16 protein-coding genes are annotated in these 14,657 nt (G+C 73.2%); 10 read left to right on the top strand and 6 right to left on the bottom strand.

From position 1 onward, the window contains the following. The first annotated feature begins 1,586 nt into the window (after nt 1-1,586). From ACF1FZ_RS18855 to ACF1FZ_RS18890, 8 genes are all read left to right on the top strand, one after another. Nucleotides 1,587-2,915 (top strand): hypothetical protein, encoded by a 1,329-nt coding sequence (locus ACF1FZ_RS18855; RefSeq protein ID WP_391774510.1) that lies wholly within the window; start codon nt 1,587-1,589, stop codon nt 2,913-2,915. A 38-nt stretch (nt 2,916-2,953) separates the two neighbouring features. Continuing rightward, a complete protein-coding gene (locus ACF1FZ_RS18860) occupies nt 2,954-3,379 on the top strand; it encodes a phage tail protein (protein ID WP_391774511.1) in 426 nt (141 codons plus the stop codon). Nucleotides 3,380-3,460: 81 nt separating this feature from the next. Continuing rightward, a complete protein-coding gene (locus ACF1FZ_RS18865) occupies nt 3,461-4,183 on the top strand; it encodes a LysM peptidoglycan-binding domain-containing protein (protein WP_391774512.1) in 723 nt (240 codons plus the stop codon). Next, nucleotides 4,180-6,003: a VgrG-related protein gene (locus ACF1FZ_RS18870; RefSeq protein WP_391774513.1), complete on the top strand. Its 1,824-nt coding sequence runs from the start codon at nt 4,180-4,182 to the stop codon at nt 6,001-6,003. Before ACF1FZ_RS18865 ends, ACF1FZ_RS18870 begins: the two co-directional genes overlap by 4 nt. Before the next feature lie 85 nt (nt 6,004-6,088). Then, nucleotides 6,089-6,409 carry a PAAR domain-containing protein gene (locus ACF1FZ_RS18875; protein WP_391774514.1) on the top strand — a complete coding sequence of 107 codons (321 nt, stop codon included), beginning with the start codon at nt 6,089-6,091 and terminating at the stop codon, nt 6,407-6,409. After that, a complete protein-coding gene (locus ACF1FZ_RS18880) occupies nt 6,406-6,828 on the top strand; it encodes a GPW/gp25 family protein (protein ID WP_391774515.1) in 423 nt (140 codons plus the stop codon). The genes ACF1FZ_RS18875 and ACF1FZ_RS18880 overlap by 4 nt, the downstream gene beginning before the upstream one ends. Then, the gene (locus tag ACF1FZ_RS18885) at nt 6,828-8,789 is read left to right on the top strand and encodes a putative baseplate assembly protein (RefSeq protein ID WP_391774516.1); all 1,962 of its coding nucleotides are present in this window, start codon (nt 6,828-6,830) and stop codon (nt 8,787-8,789) included. Before ACF1FZ_RS18880 ends, ACF1FZ_RS18885 begins: the two co-directional genes overlap by 1 nt. Beyond that, the gene (locus ACF1FZ_RS18890) at nt 8,786-9,361 is read left to right on the top strand and encodes a phage tail protein (RefSeq protein WP_391774517.1); all 576 of its coding nucleotides are present in this window, start codon (nt 8,786-8,788) and stop codon (nt 9,359-9,361) included. The genes ACF1FZ_RS18885 and ACF1FZ_RS18890 overlap by 4 nt, the downstream gene beginning before the upstream one ends. A 60-nt stretch (nt 9,362-9,421) precedes the next feature. On the opposite strand, the gene ACF1FZ_RS18895 is transcribed toward ACF1FZ_RS18890, so the two are convergent. Beyond that, nucleotides 9,422-10,099 (bottom strand): hypothetical protein, encoded by a 678-nt coding sequence (locus ACF1FZ_RS18895; RefSeq protein WP_391774518.1) that lies wholly within the window; start codon nt 10,097-10,099, stop codon nt 9,422-9,424. On the opposite strand from ACF1FZ_RS18895, the gene ACF1FZ_RS18900 reads away from it, so the two are divergent. Next, the gene (locus ACF1FZ_RS18900; protein ID WP_391774519.1) at nt 10,089-10,622 is read left to right on the top strand and encodes an NADase-type glycan-binding domain-containing protein; all 534 of its coding nucleotides are present in this window, start codon (nt 10,089-10,091) and stop codon (nt 10,620-10,622) included. The two genes, ACF1FZ_RS18895 and ACF1FZ_RS18900, sit on opposite strands and share 11 nt — an antisense overlap. A 189-nt stretch (nt 10,623-10,811) precedes the next feature. Beyond that, the gene (locus ACF1FZ_RS18905) at nt 10,812-11,093 is read left to right on the top strand and encodes a hypothetical protein (RefSeq protein ID WP_391774520.1); all 282 of its coding nucleotides are present in this window, start codon (nt 10,812-10,814) and stop codon (nt 11,091-11,093) included. 262 nt (nt 11,094-11,355) lie between these two features. On the opposite strand, the gene ACF1FZ_RS18910 is transcribed toward ACF1FZ_RS18905, so the two are convergent. The 5 genes from ACF1FZ_RS18910 to ACF1FZ_RS18930 form a co-directional block, all read right to left on the bottom strand. Next, nucleotides 11,356-11,814: an ATP-binding protein gene (locus ACF1FZ_RS18910; RefSeq protein WP_391774521.1), complete on the bottom strand. Its 459-nt coding sequence runs from the start codon at nt 11,812-11,814 to the stop codon at nt 11,356-11,358. A 247-nt stretch (nt 11,815-12,061) separates the two neighbouring features. Next, the gene (locus ACF1FZ_RS18915; RefSeq protein ID WP_391774522.1) at nt 12,062-12,742 is read right to left on the bottom strand and encodes a histone-like nucleoid-structuring protein Lsr2; all 681 of its coding nucleotides are present in this window, start codon (nt 12,740-12,742) and stop codon (nt 12,062-12,064) included. A 93-nt stretch (nt 12,743-12,835) separates the two neighbouring features. Next, the gene (locus ACF1FZ_RS18920) at nt 12,836-13,513 is read right to left on the bottom strand and encodes a contact-dependent growth inhibition system immunity protein (RefSeq protein WP_391774523.1); all 678 of its coding nucleotides are present in this window, start codon (nt 13,511-13,513) and stop codon (nt 12,836-12,838) included. Between the two features lie 10 nt (nt 13,514-13,523). Next, the gene (locus ACF1FZ_RS18925) at nt 13,524-13,823 is read right to left on the bottom strand and encodes an RNase A-like domain-containing protein (RefSeq protein WP_391774524.1); all 300 of its coding nucleotides are present in this window, start codon (nt 13,821-13,823) and stop codon (nt 13,524-13,526) included. Between the two features lie 9 nt (nt 13,824-13,832). Then, on the bottom strand, nt 13,833-14,471 hold the full coding sequence (locus ACF1FZ_RS18930; RefSeq protein WP_391774525.1) for a hypothetical protein: 639 nt from the start codon (nt 14,469-14,471) through the stop codon (nt 13,833-13,835). Nucleotides 14,472-14,657 lie beyond the last annotated feature (186 nt).

Genomic DNA, 14,657 nt, shown 5'->3' on the forward strand with positions numbered 1-14,657 from the left:
CCGCCGACCCGTACACCCCGGCCGTACGGAGCCCGGGTGCCGCCGGGGAGCGGCCGGGCCCTGCCGTGCAGGCGTCCACCGTGCCCGGCGACTGGGACGGCGGCTGGCGCCGCACCGCCCCGCCGCAGCTCACCGTGGCCCGCACCCCCATGGCCGTCAGTGACGGCCTCGCCTTCCGCGCGGGTCTGGCCGCATGGCGCGACCCGTCGTTCGACACGGGACTCGCGCACGGCCTGCTGGCGTCCGCTCCGGGCGGCCTCATGCACGAGGTCGTCCGTCCTGCGGCCTCGGCTCCCGCTTCCCACAGCGGGGGCGGTCCGCTGCTGCTGCGCGCGCTGCCGCCCGCCGGGGAGGAGGCCCTGCCCGGCGCGGGAGAAGGCGGGTCGCCTCCGCCGGGAGTGCGGCACGGGGGCGCCGCCCCGGCGGCCGGCCGCCGGTCCCCGGCAGCGCGGTCCGGCGGCGCCACACGGGACACGACCCCTTCCGGCGCCGGCTCCGCAGTCGCTCCCGCGCCGCCGGGGGAGCACCCGCGGCAGGACCTGGCACCGGTCCGGCGACGCGCCCCGGACAGCGGCCGGGCGTCCGACGGACGGGGTACCTCACAGAAGTCCGCGGCACCGCAGCCGCACACGCCGCCTCCGTCCCGGCGCCCGCAGGCCCGGCGACGCGCACGGGCCGACGCCGGGCCGCCGGACTCCACGGTGTCCGGCACCGGTGACGGCCGTTCCACGCCCGGGCCCGTGGGCGAGCAGCGCACGACACCGCCGGTTCAGCGGCGTGCACGGAGCGGGACCCGGTCACCGGACCCGGCCACGTCGCCCGCCTCCCCTGACGGAGGAAGCACGGCGAACGGCCCGCGGAGCGCGACCGGGGGCCCGTCGCCGTCCGGTCCCCCCTCCACGGGGGCCGGGCGTCCGCCCGCGGACCGCTCCGGTCACGCCGCTCCGTCCGCCGCGTCCGCGCGAGCCCGGGGGCAGCGTGGTCCCGCGTTCGAGCACACCGCTACGGTGCTGGGTACCGCCGGGCCTGCCACGCACACGGCTCCGGTGCAACGGACCGGTCCGCCGGGCAGCCCTGCGGGCCCCGCGCCGAGCCCTCCCCGCTTCCCCCTGGTCCGCCGTGTCGCGGTGGTTCCGGATTCCCCCGCACCCCCGGCTCCCGTGGGCCGCGGGCCGGGCACGGCACCGCCGGGAACCGGCATGAAGGCCGCCGGGGCCTCCGCCGTGCGGCGGGGGCCCGGGCCGGTCCCGTCCGTCCCCGACGGCCCGGAGACCGGCCGGCCCTCCGTCCGTCCGCGTCCGGTGGGCCGCTCGCTGACCGTCGCCCGGCGCACGGCCGCACCGGTGCGCCGGGTGTCCGTGGTGCGTCCCGCCGCCCCCGCGGCAGACGCACGGAGCGGTTCAGCTGATGCCGCCGCGACCGGCCCGGTGAGGAGCGCGCGGTCCGGTACCGGTGCACCCGTCCCACGTGCGTCAGGCCGTCCTCCGCTGGGCGCCCCGCTGCCGGGGCCCCTCCCGCCCACCGCGACGGAGCCGCACCGGCAGGGCTCGGCCACGGGCAGCGCACCCGGTCCCGCTCTGCCCGTCGTGCAGAACCGGGCGGAGGAACCCGCCGTCCGGCGGCAGACGCGGCCCGAGGGCGGCGGGCGCGGCACGCCCACCACACCTTCGGTGCCCGGCTCGGCGCACCGGTCGGCCCCGCAGCAGCCCAAGTCCCGCCGCACCGGGCTGGGGCCGCCCCTTGCCGCGCTGCCGCCGAGCGCCGGTCCGCCCGTACCGGACTCCCGTACCGCGCGCGCCTCCGGACCGGATGCGCGCACCGCCGTGCAGCGCACCCCCGCAGGCAGCATGCCGGCCGCGCCGGCGCCCGCCGGAGCCCCACCTGCGCAGGCACCGTCCACCGGTGCGCAGGCACCGCCCACCGGCCACCCGCGGCAAGTCCCCCTGCTGGGGCCGCCCCCGGAGCCGCACACCGGGAAGGCCGACGGCACGCCGGGCGCCGGAGCAACCGGCGCGCCCGGCACGCCAGGCGTACCCGGCACCCTCGTGCGACGCCGGGCGGCGCAGGACACGGAGCAGCCGGACAGGGCGCCCGCGCCGCAGGACACCGGTCTCGGGGTCCTGGGCGCCACGCGCCATGACCGCCCGGTCCACGTGGTCGTCGCACGCGCCGTGGCCGGTCCGGAAGCTGTCGCCGCCCCCGGCTCCCAGGCGGCGCCACCGGCACGGCCCACCGTTCGGCTCCTGGCGGCGCGGCCGCTTGTCACCGGCACCGGCAAGGAGGACGCGATCGCTCCTCCCCCGGCCCCCGCCCGTTCCCGCCCCGTGGTCGCGGCGAGCTGGTCCCGTGACGCCGCCGTGGCCGGCAGCGGCGGTGCGCCGGCCGGCGGCTCGCGTCTCCCGGCCGGTGCGCCCCCCGTTCCGGTGGTCCAGCGCGCCCCCGCCGCCGCTGCCCCGCCGCGCGTCGTACGCCCGGCGCCCGCCGCGCGGCCACGCGTCGCACCCGAGGCCCGCCCGGACGGCTCCGCACCGGCGCGGCCCCTGCCCATGGCCGGCCCACAGCCCCGCCTGCCCACGGTCCAGCCCTCTGCGACGGCACCCCCGAAGCCTGCGGACGCACTACGGGCGGCGCCGGCGGCGTCCCCCACCGCACAGGTCGTCCAGCGCGTCCCCGACCCGCCCGCCCGGAGCGGGCAGACGGGCGGAGCCGCGAGCACCACCCCTCCCCCACAAGGGCTGAAGTCCGCCCCCCAGGGGGCCCAGGGCGCCGGCTCGCACGGCAAGGCGGCTCAGGTCGCGGCAGGCGATCTGGACGATCTGGCCAGGCGCCTGCTCGACCCGGTGACCCGTCTGCTGCGCGCCGAGTTACGGCGCGGCCGGGAACGGACGGGCAGGCCCTTCGACGGCCGCCGCTGAGGACGACGAACAGGAACGGACGACGGGACGACGGACTGATGACGGACAACATCTTCGCGACGAGCGTGTTCTTCCGGCTCGCCATCGGCGGCAACGACCTGGGGGCCTTCCACACCTGCTCCGGCATGGGTGCCGAGGTCGAGATGGAGAGCTACGCCGAAGGCGGCAACAACGGCTTCACCTGGCAGCTGCCCGGGCGCATCACCTGGACGAACATCACCCTCACCCGTCCCGTCACGACCGACACGGCCAAGATCAGCCGCTGGCTGGACGCGACGCTGCAACGGGTGGAGCCCAAGGACGGCGAGATCGTGGCACTGCGTCCCAACCTGACCCGGATCATCAGCTGGCAGCTGTACGGCATCGTTCCCGTGCGCTGGCAGGGCCCCTCCTTCGACCCGGCCGCCTCCCAGGCGGCGGTCGAGACCCTGGAGATCGCCCATCAGGGGCTGACACCGTCCTGACTCGCCTCGGCCTCCGCCCCTCGGACAGCGGTTCACCTCCGTCACCGTCTCCGAATCCGCTTTCGGAAAGGAACGCACACCATGTCCCCAGCCGTCCGTGCCGGCCGGGCCAGGGCCCAGCTCACCCTCAAGGAGCCGCCGACCTCGGTGGGGGCCAGGCCGGGCGGCACGATCGCGCAGCTGGACCTCCAGTTCAACCCCTCGACGCTCGAGCTGAGCAAGTCCACCGAGTGGCGGCGCACCCCCTCCCGCATGGCCGGTCAGTCCGCGCTCCCGGAGTTCGTCGGCAGCGGCCCGCGCACGCTGAGCCTCGAGGTGTTCCTGGACGCCACCGCCACCCACGACAACTCCGTGGAGCAGGCGGTGGAGAAACTGATGAAGGCGTGTGTGCCGACTCCGGCGAGCCTGAGCCGCAAGAAACCCGCGAGCCCCTGGGTCCGGTTCGAGTGGGGCACGGCGCGCACCACGTCGTTCGACGGGGTCCTGTCCAGCCTGTCGGTGTCGTACAAGCTCTTCGACGTGGACGGAAAGCCGCTGCGTGCCACCTGTTCGCTGTCCATAGAGGAGGCGAGCGTCGACCCGGCGGGGCAGAACCCCACGTCGGGCGCGCGCACCGCCCGCAGTACGCACACGGTGGTGGCGGGCGACAGCCTGGCCATGCTGGCCTGGCGTGAGTACGGCGACGCCACCGCCTGGCGGGCCATCGCGGAGGCGAACGGCATCGACGACCCGATGGCCCTGCGGCCCGGCAGCGAGCTCGTGGTGCCCGGCATACGGGACACGACCGGCGAGGAGGACTCGTGACCAAGGCCGAGGCACCCGGAGGCCGGTCGTTCGCGGCCGACCCCGTCATCGAGGCACCCGGCGAACTGCCGCCGGCCTGGGCCGCGCAGCTGGTGAGCTGTGTCGTGGACGAGAACGTCGGCCTGCCGGACACCGCGGTGCTGACCTACCGGGACCCCGACCACGAGTTCCTGGGCGCGACCGGCATCACCATCGGCACGCCTCTGCGGGTCTCGGTGGTGACCGTGAAGGGGAAGGCGCGCGAGCAGCTGTTCGACGGTGAGGTCACCGCCCTCGAACTCGACCGGGACCGCACCGGCACGTTCACCGTTCTGCGGGCCTACTCCAAGGCCCACCGCCTGCAGCGCGGCCGCAAGGTGGTCGCGTACCGGAACATGACCACCGCGGCGATCGTCCGCAAGGTGGCGGCGGGTGCCGGCCTCGCCTGCGGCAAGGTGGAGGCACCGGCCGTCACGCACAAGCAGCTGTCACAGGCCAACGTCTCCGACTGGGACTTCCTGCAGTACCTGGCGGGCGAGAGCGGCGCGCAGGTCCGGGTCGACGACAAGGGCAAGCTGCAGTTCACGCGGCCGCTGAGGGCATCCGGCGCGCCGGCGCCGTCGACACCGGCCACGAGCAGCCCGCTGGTCCTCGAGTACGGGCGGAACCTGCTGGCGCTGCGGGCCGGCCTGTCGGTCGCGGACGCGGCGGCGAAGGTACAGGTGCGCGGCTGGGACACCACCACCAAGCGGCCGTTGGTCGCCGAACAGGCGTCCGTGGTCAGCGGCACGGTGGTGCCGGGGCTGAACCCGGCGTCCGTCGCCCGGTTCGGCAGGTCGACGCAGATGACCGTCACCGACACCCCGTACCGTACGCAGGCCGAGGCGACGGCGGTCGCACGGGCCACCGCCGAACAGGTCAGCTCGCACTACGCGGAGTTGGAGGCGGTGGCCGACGGCAACCCCATGCTGCGCGCGGGCAGACCCGTCGCGCTCGGCAACGTGGGCACGGCGTTCTCCGGCCGGTACACGGCCACGGCCGTGCAGCACGTCCTGGAACCGCACGGCGGCTACCGGACCACGCTGTGGGTCAGCGCCAGCCCGGACCGGTCGCTGACCGGCCTGGTCACCGGTGCCAACGCTCCCGGCCGCGGCCCGCGCATCCCCGGACTGGCGATCGGGGTGGTGACGGACGTGCGCGAACCGAACGGCTCGGAACGCGGCGCGGTCCGCCTGAAGTTCCCCTGGCTGGACGACATGTACGTCACCGACTGGGTCCGCACCGTGCAGTGGGGCGGCAAGGGCGGGGGCGGCGTGGTCAGCCCCGAGGTCAACGACGAGGTTCTCGTCGGGTTCGAGCAGGGGCTGCTGGACAGCCCGTATGTCATCGGCGGCCTCTACAACGGCGTCGACACACCCTCTCCGCACGATGTGCCGCTGGTCGACAGGACGAGCGGAAAGGTCAACCGCCGTTCCGTGGCCTCGCGTTCGGGCCACCGTGTGGAGCTGCTGGACGCCGCGGCACCCGGCCCGTCGGGGCTGCGCCTGGTGACCGGGGACGAGCGCCTCGAAGTACGCATGGACGACCGCCGGGACCGGATCGAGATCACCGTGTACGCGGGGCCGAAGCGCGCCGCGACCTCCGTCGTCCTGGACAGGGACAACATCACCCTGGACGCCGGGCAGGGGACCGTGACCGTGAAGGGGCGCAGGGTGGACATCAGCGGTTCGGCCGGGGTCGACATCAGCGGCCGCAAGGTGGGGGTCGCCGCGCGGTCGGAGGTCACCGTCGACGGCGGTCTGCTCGGCGTCCTCAAGGCGAAACTCATCAAGATCAACTGATGTCCACGACACGACAGCCGCCCGGACCGTGCCGCAGGGCTCGCTCCGGGCCCCACCGCCGACCGCAGTTCTCGAGGAGTATCCGATGCCAGCCGCAGCCCGTTCCGGCGACGCCACCACCCACGGGGGCCGGATCACCACCCCGCCCCCCTCGGCCGCCGCGACGGTGGCCCGTGTCCTGATCGGTGGCCGCCCGGCCGCCGTCATGGGCAGCCTGCACGTCTGCCCGATGCCGCCGCACGCGGTTCTGGGCCCCGCCAACGTGCTCACGCCCGGCCCTGCCGGCCTCACCGCCGGGGTCCTCATCGGCGGGCTCCCGGCCGCGCAGGTGGGCGACAAGGCTGCCTGCGGTGCTCAGATCATCCCTCCCGGGGCACCGGACGTCGTGATCGGAGGCGCGCTGTGAGCGACCGGTTCATCGGCCGCGGCTGGGCGTTCCCGCTGCGGGTCGGCCCCACCGGCGGGATCGCCATGGTCGAGCGGGGGCGCGAGATCGAGGAGGCCATCCGGCTGGTCCTCGGGACGGCACCGGGCGAGCGCCCGATGCGGCCCGAGTTCGGCTGCGGCATCCACGACTACGTCTTCGCCCCGGGAAGCGGCGACACCGCGGGCCGGGTCGCCCAGCAGGTGCGCGAGTCGCTGGAGCGGTGGGAGCCCCGGATCGCGGTGGACGACGTGGCCGTCGCCTTCGACTCCGTGGAGGCGGGCACCCTCTACATCGACGTGCACTACACGGTGCGGAGCACGAACGACCGGCGCAACCTGGTCTTTCCCTTCTACACGATCCCCTCCGAGGAGGGGGCCGAGGAACCGGTCGCGAACTGATGGTCCTGCCTTCCCCCAATCTGGACGACCGCCGTTTCCAGCAGCTCGTCGACGAGGCGAAACGGTACGTACAGCAGCGTGCGCCGGAGTGGACCGACCACAACGTCTCCGACCCCGGCGTCACCCTCATCGAGACGTTCGCCTACCTCGTGGACCAGCTGCTGTACCGGCTGAACCGGGTCCCGGGCAAGAACTACCTGGCGTTCCTCGACCTGCTGGGCATCCAGTTGTTCCCGCCCGCGGCCGCCTGCGCCGAGGTCGACTTCTGGCTGTCGGCACCACAGCCCGACACGGTGTCCCTGGCCACGGGCACCGAGGTGACGACGGCCGCCGGGGAGGACGGCGAAGCCGTGGTGTTCGCCACCACAGCCGAACTGCACATCGTCCCGAGCGAGTTGACGCGCCTGGTGACCGCACCCCGCACAGGTGAACAGACCGACCGGACGGGCGCCCTCACCGAGGGCCGCGACGTGCCGTGTTTCCAGGCGACGCCCGAGCCCGGTGACGCGCTGCTGTTCGGCCTGCCGGCAGCGGTGCCGCGCTGCGTGGTCGCGGTGCGTCTGGACAGCCGCGTCGAGGGCGTCGGCGTCGACCCGCGCCAGCCCCCGCTGGTGTGGGAGGCCTGGGACGGTGGCCGCTGGCAGCGGTGCGAGACGGGCGAGGACACCACGGGCGGCTTGAACCGGCCCGGCGAGATCGTCGTGCACGTACCGGCCGGGCACACGACGTCGGTGATCGGGGGGACGCGGGCGGGCTGGCTGCGCTGCCGCGTCGTCGAGGCGGAGCCGGGCCAGCCGTTCTACTCCGAGTCCCCCACGGTGCGCGAGGCCGCCGTCTTCACCATCGGGGGCACCATGACGGTGGAGCACGCCGAGACGGTGACCGACGTGCCGCTGGGCACCTCGGAGGGGGTGGCGGGGCAGACCTTCCGTCTCGACCGCCCACCCGTCCTGCTCGACGGAGCACCACCGGTGGTGGAGGTCTCGTCGGCCGAGGGGTGGCTGCGCTGGGACGTCGTGGACCACTTCGGGAACTCGCGGCCCGCCGACCGGCACGTACGGGTGGACGCCACGACGGGCGAGTTCACGTTCCCACCGGCACTGCGCGAGGTGGACGGCACACTGCGGGTGTGCGGCGCCGTCCCGCCCAAGGGGGCCCAGGTGCGTGTGGCGCGCTACCGCACCGGCGGCGGGCCTGCGGGCAACGTCGCCCGGGGTGCGATCAACGTGCTGCGCAGCTCCGTCCCGTACGTGGCGCGGGTCGGCAACCGGGAAGCGGCCCGCGGCGGGGTCGCCGGTGAGACCGTCGACAACGCGAAGCTGCGCGCCCCGCAGGCGCTGCGGACGCAGGAACGCGCGGTGACCGCCGAGGACTACGAATTGATCGCCCGTCAGGCGGCGCCCTCGGTGCGCCGGGTGCGCTGTCTGCCGGCCGCCGGGGACCCGGGCGCGGTACGGGTTCTGGTGGTGCCCGACGCGGTCGCCGACGAGGGTGACGACCGGCTCCGCTTCGAGCAGCTGATCCCCTCCGACCAGGTGCTCGCCACGATCACCGAAGCTCTCGACGAGCGCCGTCTGATCGGCACCCGGCTGGTCGTGGAACCGCCCGTCTACCAGGGTGTCACCGTGGTGGCCCGGCTCACCGTGCCGTCCGGTGACACCGGCCGGGTCCGTGACGCCGCGCTGGCCGCGTTGTTCCGCCACCTCAACCCCCTGCACGGCGGCACGGACGGGACGGGCTGGCCGTTCGGGAGGCCGGTGCAGTACGGAGAGGTGTTCGGTGTGCTGCAACGCGCCGTCGGTGACGTGCTGGTGGACGACATCCGGCTGTTCGCCGCCGATCCGATCACGGGGCGGCGCGGCTCCCCCGTCGACCGCATCGACATCGGCGCCGGCACGCTCGTCTTCTCGTACCAGCACCAAGTGGTCGTGAGCGCGGCGGAACCGGGGGACCGCGGATGAGCCGCGCCGCCGTCCCCGGCCTGCCCAGCCGTCATCCCATCGGCGCGCAGCTGCCCGCCCTGTACGCCGACGCCGACTTCACCCAGCGGTTCACGGCCGGCCTCGACACCGTGCTGGCCCCGGTCTTCGCCACCCTCGACAACCTGCCCGCCTATCTGGACCCCCGGGTGGCACCGGCCGACTTCCTGGCCTGGCTGGCCTCCTGGGTGGGCGGTGTCGACGACCCCGGGTGGCCGCTCGAGCTGCGCCGTGAGGCGGCGGTCCGGGCCATGGAACTGCACCGCAGGCGCGGTACGCGCAACGGGCTGGTCGAGGCGTTGCGCCTGGTCCTCGGCGTGGGGGCGGACGTCAGCGGGGACGGCGCCGCCGTCTGGTCGCGCACGGCGGGTACCGGCCTGCCGCCCGCGCCGTCCGGCGAGGTCCTGATCCGGGTGTGGCCCGACCGGACGGAGACGGTCGACGCCGGCCGGGTCCACGAACTCGTCCGGGCCCTGTGCCCGGTGCACACGGCGTACCGGGTGGACGTGCTGACCGGGCCACCCACCGACGAAGGAGGGCGACGCCATGCGTGACTGTCCCATGTGCGGGGCGTCCAACGAAGCGACGGACGACTTCTGCGGCAACTGCGGCAGCTACCTGGGCTGGTCGGAAACCGGCGCGGCGGCGCGTACGGAGCGGACGCCGGACGGGCCGGAACAGCCCGCGGCGACCGGCGGTCCCCCGGAGGACCCCGCGCCGAGTACGGCCCCTGCGGCCACCGGGTCGCCCCACGCCCCGTCCGCGGGTACGCCGGACGCCGCTCCGCCCTCCTCGCTCGGCACGGCCACGACGCCGCTTCCCGGTGCCTCCAGGACCGGCGCCGATCCGGAGGACACGGGTGCGGAGTCCGCGGGCGCGGCGGCCGGCACCGCACCACGGCCTGCTCCTGCTCCCCCACGTGCCGCCCCGGCACCGTCCGGATCAGGGGACACGGCCGGCGGACCCACCGCGGATCCGCCCTCCCGGAGCACCGCCGTCCCGACGCCCGCGCCCGCCCCCGTCACGCCCCGCGCGACGGCACCGCAGCCGGTCAAACCCGCCAAGGCGGCCGCCCCGCGCGCGGTGGTCCGGCCCCCCGCGGCGGACAGCACGGTGAGCGGGGCGCCGTGCCCGGCCTGCGGCACTCCCAACCCGCCGCACCGCCGCTTCTGCCGTAGATGCGCGGCCCCCCTGGCCCCGGTCGCCGCGTCGGCTCCGGTGCCGTGGTGGCGGACCGTACGGCCGCTGCGGCGCCGCACCCGCACGGGCTCGGGGCGCCTGGTGCGCTTCACGGTGATCCTGGCCGTGGTGGTGGCCCTGTGCGCGGGAGGCTTCCTGCTGCTCCCGGCCGGACGTCATCTGTTCGAGGACACCCGGGACAAACTCGGCAAGCCCAAGGCGGTGACCCCGTCCCGCGTCACGGCCACCGCCCAGTTGCCCGGGCACCCGGCGGCCGACACCACGGACGGGCTCAGCAACCGCTACTGGGCCGTGCCCGGGCCCGGCGCCTCCGTGACGTACACCTTCGGCAGGCCGTTCCGGTTCGTCGACCTGATCATCACCAACGGCGCCTCGAAATCCGCCGAGGAGTACGCGGACGAGGCGCGTGCCCTGCGGATGGACATGGAGGTGACGGCACAGGACGGGCAGGTGCACCGTAAGCCGATCACCTTGAGCGACAAGCCCGGCCCCCAGACGGTCGCCGTCGGCATCAGCGACGTCACGGCCGTCCGGCTGACGCTCGACGCCCCCGCCGGACTGGCCCGGGGCCGTCACATCGCGCTCGCGGAGGTGGAGTTCTTCCAGCGCGGGTGAGGAGGGACCAGCTCGCGGAGTGCCGTTCCACCGGCGGCTCCGGCCGTCGCGACGGGCGGACTTCAGGCACACGGCCACCGCGGGCCCGCCGTAGACTTCTCGACCGCCGCCCGTTCTTCTCACGCACGCGGACCGCCGTGAGACACGGCGCCCCCGCACCCCACGAAGGCAACACGAAAGCAAGGTGCCATGTACAGCCTCATAGGTGTTCTGGTCGTCCTGGCAGGACTGACGACCGTGGCCACGGTGGAGGGCCGGGCCCGTCGGCTCGACCGGCGGATGGCCCGCCTCGAGCGCAAACTCGACCTCGTCCTGCGGCACTCCGGCATACAGGACGACGACCCCGTCGTGGCGGAGGTGGCGGCCCTGGTCCGTGCGGGCCGGGAGATCCCGGCGATCAAGAAGTACCGCGAGGCCACCGGTGCCGGTCTGCTCGAGGCCAAGGAAGCTGTGGACCGGCTCAAGGGGTGAGGAGAACGCCGCAGCAGACGGCGGGGAGGCCGGCCTGAGGAAGCCTGCGGCACTGTCGGCCCGTCGGCGGTTCGGTCATGGCCCGGTCCGGCGCGGGGCAGCTCGAAGATCTCCCTCCGTACAGCGGGCAGTCGTAGCCACTCCGCACTCACCGGCGTGGACGAGTACAGGCATCCGGAACTCCGGCGGCCGCTACCCACGTTCACCGTCATGCCGTCGATGCCTCCGAGGGCCGGGGCGACCGGGCGGGCCGTCGGCACCGTCAGCGTGGCAGGTCCAGCTCGGCCACGACTGTCTTGCCGACGGGCACCCGGTCGAGGACGTCCCACCGGTCTGCGAGCGCCTGCACCAGGAGCATGCCCCGGCCGGTCTCGGCCAGCAGCGGCACGGAGGAACGTGGCGCGCCGGGTGAGTGCGGCCGAAGCTCTCCCCGGGCGTCGGAGACCGCGATCCGCAGGGTCCTGCCGAGGATCTCGGCGGCGACCTCGAAGTCCCGGCCGGGGACGCGGCCGTGCGTGGCGGCGTTGACGGCGAGTTCCGCGACGAGCAGGGCGGCGGTGTCGGACGCCTCGCTGCCGTAGGGCACGCCCCAGGCGTCGAGCTGGTGCAGCACGAGCCGGCGGGCGAGGCGCGCGCCACGCGGGGTGGAGCTGAAGCGTTGGACGAACACGCCCACCGTGGGGAGGGTTTGGCCGGTCGCAGGGGTGAGCGGTGGTGTCATGCGACCAATCTGGCGGCATATCGGGACCGATCACCAGCAGAGACCCGCGTACGCCCTGTCTGCGTACGCGCCCGTCCCGAACGCGTACCACAGGAAAAGCACCGGCGACAGGAGGCCCCGGGGAGTTCGCCCACTGGTGGTACGAGGTGGCTCGCCGCTCCCGCAAGGGGCCGGGGCGGCCACCGCTCAAGGGCGGAAACGACCGCCCCTCAGGCGGCCGACAGCAGGTCGTCATCTGCCGGTCCAGTCAGCTGTGGGCGTTCTCCCACGCTTCGCGGATCGCCGCCGGAATGCGCCCGCTGTCGGACACCTGGTGACCGTTGGCACGAGCCCATTCCCGGATGGTCTCACTGTCGACGGGCGGCCGGACCGGGGCCTGCGGTGGTGCCCACAGCGTGGGGTCCGAGGGGACGAACGCCGTCGTCGGCTCGAGGACGTCCTTGGGGAACTGGGGCACGGACGTCTCGCCGCTCAGTACGGAGACGAGGAACTCGGTGAGGGTCCCGTCGTAGGTGAACCACCGAGGCCCGCGGGCTTCGTTCACGGCGACATGCCAGGCGTCCGGAGCAGTCCGTGGTTCAGTGATCCAGAAGAGGTGCTCTCCGTTGTCGGTGCCGCCCATCGGGAGGAGTTGCCGCGGGTCGTACGGAACAGGGTAGGTGCCTCGGTCGTGGTCCAGCTGCAGTTGCTCGCGGATCCTGGCGGGCATCGGGCCGGTGAGGTCGACCCATTCAGTGACTCCGTCGGGCTGGTAGATGCGCAGGTAGTCGGCGAAGGACCCCGGGCCGTAGGTGGATGCGAGCCGCTTGTAGTCCTCGGGAAGCGACACGTCGAGAACGCTCTCGACCTGGTGCCAGTCGATGGGACGGCGGCAACTCGCCTCTTCCGGTGGCGGGCAGAGTCGGGTCAGGGCGGCGAAGGCGGTCACTGGATTCCTCCGGCGCGTCGTTTCATCGAACCCTTCAGCGGGAAACCCGGTGGGTCCATCCATGGCCGTCACCAGCAAGTCCGACTGAGCCAGTCACTTCCCGTAGTCGGGCATTGCCGTCGCGAGGCGCTCCGCCACCGTCCGGAGCCAACTCTCGACCGCGAACGGGGCCGGTGGCTCAACCTCCATACCGAGCTCGGCCACGCCGACGGCGTAGTCGTCGTCCTCCAGTCCGAGGGCCAGCAGTTCGTGGATCTCACCGACCAGCCGGGCGGTCAGTTGGGGATCGACCGTTTCTCTGTAGTCGCGGACCGCAGCATCGTGGTCGGCGAATTCGTCGGGCATGTCCTGCGAGAACCAGCCGCCGAGGAATTGCCCCAGCTCCCCGAAGCGGGCGTGCCACTCCCAATGTGTCCGGGGCGTGGTCGTCGGAGGCACATCGCCGGACTCGATGCTGCGCTTGATGTGGTCAGCCATCCTGGACAGCCAGCTCTGTGTCTGGGATTCGGACAGCCCGAGGTCAGGTACCGAATAGAACTCGCCGAGGCGCTGTCGCAGGCGGCCGGGCGGATTCCGTGCGTACTCGCGGAGTTGTTGTTCGGCAACGGAGAGCGCCCAGGGCCTGGTGTGCCAGGTGTGCCGGAGGTACGCCTGAAGAGCCGGCGGCGCTGTGTCCGTTTCCGGATTGTCGGCTTCCTGTCCGGCGAAGGCTGCGACGACGACGTCGAGTTCGCCGTACCGGCGGTCGAACTCAAGCGGCTTCATGGGCACTGCGGCACCTTCAGAGGTAGATCGGGTAGGTGGCGTGCACGACGAAACCGTGTGGACTCGACGCTTCACGCCTCAACGTCACCCGCGCGGCCCGCACATCGACGGGCTCGCGACCGGCGAGCATCATCGCCTGCAGCAACACCCGGCCGACGGGCTCCGCACGGGATGGCCAAGCGGCCTCGATGGTGAGCCTAGGCCGCGTACCTTGGGCCAGCCAGCGGTGCACGGCCTGCTCGTTGCGCGTGACGACCTGTTGGGTACACCACTGTGCGGTCGCGCGGTCGGGGTAGGTGGCGGAACGGGTACGCACGGGAAATCCTCAGTCAGTCGTGAAGCCCCAGAAGATGCCGACTTCTGCGGCAGAGACAGCGATTACACCACAGTCCATTACGTGGCTGGTAAATCCCTCGTAGACACCCTCTCGACCGAACATGTCGGCATGGGGATTTTCGCGCGCCGACACTGCATTGGTGAAGAACAGCGCGTCTGCTCCGAACCTCTCCAGGACCGTTCGCGCGTGAGAGATCAGCTCAGCCTCTCGCGCATAAAAATCTTCAATGTCCTCCGTTTGGAACCACTCACCCTGGAGAGTGACCATGATTTTTTCGGCCCCGCTCCTGGCCACAGGGAAAGCCGCATCGAAGTCGCCCGGCGTGACAGCATCGAACGGGTTTTCCGAGCCCGCACCGTAATTCCTCCCCGCCGGCGCCATGACAATCCTCGGCCAGCCTCGCGGGTCGTCCGTCCGGAGTTGCATGACGTCGAGAGCATCCAGTCGCCAGTCATCGCGTCGCCGGGCTCCCACAGCTGCGAACATGCCCTCCCCGAAAATGGCCCGCAGGGAGCGACTCCACGAGGGGGCGTCGATTCGAGTCACGGGTCTTACCTCAGTCTTCAACGGCGCGCATGACGTGTACCCGGTTTCGCCCATCGACAGCGTCATGTCCAAGTTAATCATCCTCGAATCTCCAAAGGACGAGAATCATCCGTGGAGAGACACCGATGAGACAGAGGTCGATAGTTGTTTCCGCGAGCACGTTGACATGGAAGGAGGAACGAAGAAATCCGGACTCCTGCCCGTCCTCTGCGCCCCCATGGTTCGTCCAGAAGCGGGCGCCGTCACCTAGCTGATTCAGCATGTGAG

The sequence above is a fragment of the Streptomyces sp. NPDC014623 genome, assembly GCF_043088245.1.
GTDB lineage: Bacteria > Actinomycetota > Actinomycetes > Streptomycetales > Streptomycetaceae > Streptomyces.

Bases quoted from the DNA above. Each gene is read 5' to 3' on its own strand.
- ACF1FZ_RS18860 (WP_391774511.1), top strand. From the start codon at position 2,954: ATGACGGACAACATCTTCGCGACGAGCGTGTTCTTCCGGCTCGCCATC.
- ACF1FZ_RS18890 (WP_391774517.1), top strand. From the start codon at position 8,786: ATGAGCCGCGCCGCCGTCCCCGGCCTGCCCAGCCGTCATCCCATCGGC.
- ACF1FZ_RS18865 (WP_391774512.1), top strand. From the start codon at position 3,461: ATGTCCCCAGCCGTCCGTGCCGGCCGGGCCAGGGCCCAGCTCACCCTC.
- ACF1FZ_RS18905 (WP_391774520.1), top strand. From the start codon at position 10,812: ATGTACAGCCTCATAGGTGTTCTGGTCGTCCTGGCAGGACTGACGACC.
- ACF1FZ_RS18885 (WP_391774516.1), top strand. From the start codon at position 6,828: ATGGTCCTGCCTTCCCCCAATCTGGACGACCGCCGTTTCCAGCAGCTC.
- ACF1FZ_RS18910 (WP_391774521.1), bottom strand. From the start codon at position 11,814: ATGACACCACCGCTCACCCCTGCGACCGGCCAAACCCTCCCCACGGTG.
- ACF1FZ_RS18875 (WP_391774514.1), top strand. From the start codon at position 6,089: ATGCCAGCCGCAGCCCGTTCCGGCGACGCCACCACCCACGGGGGCCGG.
- ACF1FZ_RS18930 (WP_391774525.1), bottom strand. From the start codon at position 14,471: ATGATTAACTTGGACATGACGCTGTCGATGGGCGAAACCGGGTACACG.